The following is a 576-nucleotide window of genomic DNA, read 5'->3' as shown; positions in this document are numbered from 1 at the left end:
CAACGCGCTGATCGCCGGGTGGCTCGTCGTCTCCCTCCTGCGGGAGCCGGCCCCGGCCACCGGCCACCGGCTCTACCCGTACTCCATCGCGTTCCCCTACGTCGCCGGCACCGTGGCCGGGGTGCAGCTGGCGGCGGCACTGATCCTGGGGCTGTACCCGTGAGCCGCGTCGTCGTCGTCGGCGGCGGGATCGGCGGACTGACCGCGGCCGCCCTGCTGGGACACGCGGGCCACCGCGTCACCGTGCTCGAGGCCGCCGAGCACGTCGGCGGCAAGAGCCGGCGCATCGAACAGGCCGGGCAGCGGATGGACACCGGCCCGTCCCTGGTCACCTTCCCGGGGGTGTGGGAGGAGCTCCTGCGCCGCCTGGACGCGCTCCGGGACGCCGCCCCGGCCGAGCCGGCGCAGGGCGTCCCGAGCGCCGCGGAGCTCGCCCGCCTGGAGCTGGAGCGCCTGCCCGGCGTCGGGACCTACTACTACCGCGGCACCCGGTGCGAGCTTCCGGTGCCGCCGGGGCATCCCTGGCACGCCGCGTGGGTGCGCTTCGAGGCCGAGCACGGCGGGCTCGGCCCGGAC

Annotated in this window: 1 protein-coding gene; it reads left to right on the top strand. The window is 77.1% G+C overall.

Features of this window, described 5'->3' with window-relative positions:
• Positions 1 to 159: 159 nt before the first annotated feature.
• Positions 160 to 576: NAD(P)-binding protein (locus RCG67_RS17150; RefSeq protein WP_368828010.1), on the top strand; the 417-nt coding region annotated here is incomplete at its 3' end.

It is taken from the genome of Kocuria cellulosilytica, assembly GCF_040981245.1.
GTDB lineage: Bacteria > Actinomycetota > Actinomycetes > Actinomycetales > Micrococcaceae > Kocuria > Kocuria cellulosilytica.
The sequence above is the reverse complement of the archived record's forward strand: the minus strand, read 5'-3'. Positions and strand labels throughout refer to the sequence as shown.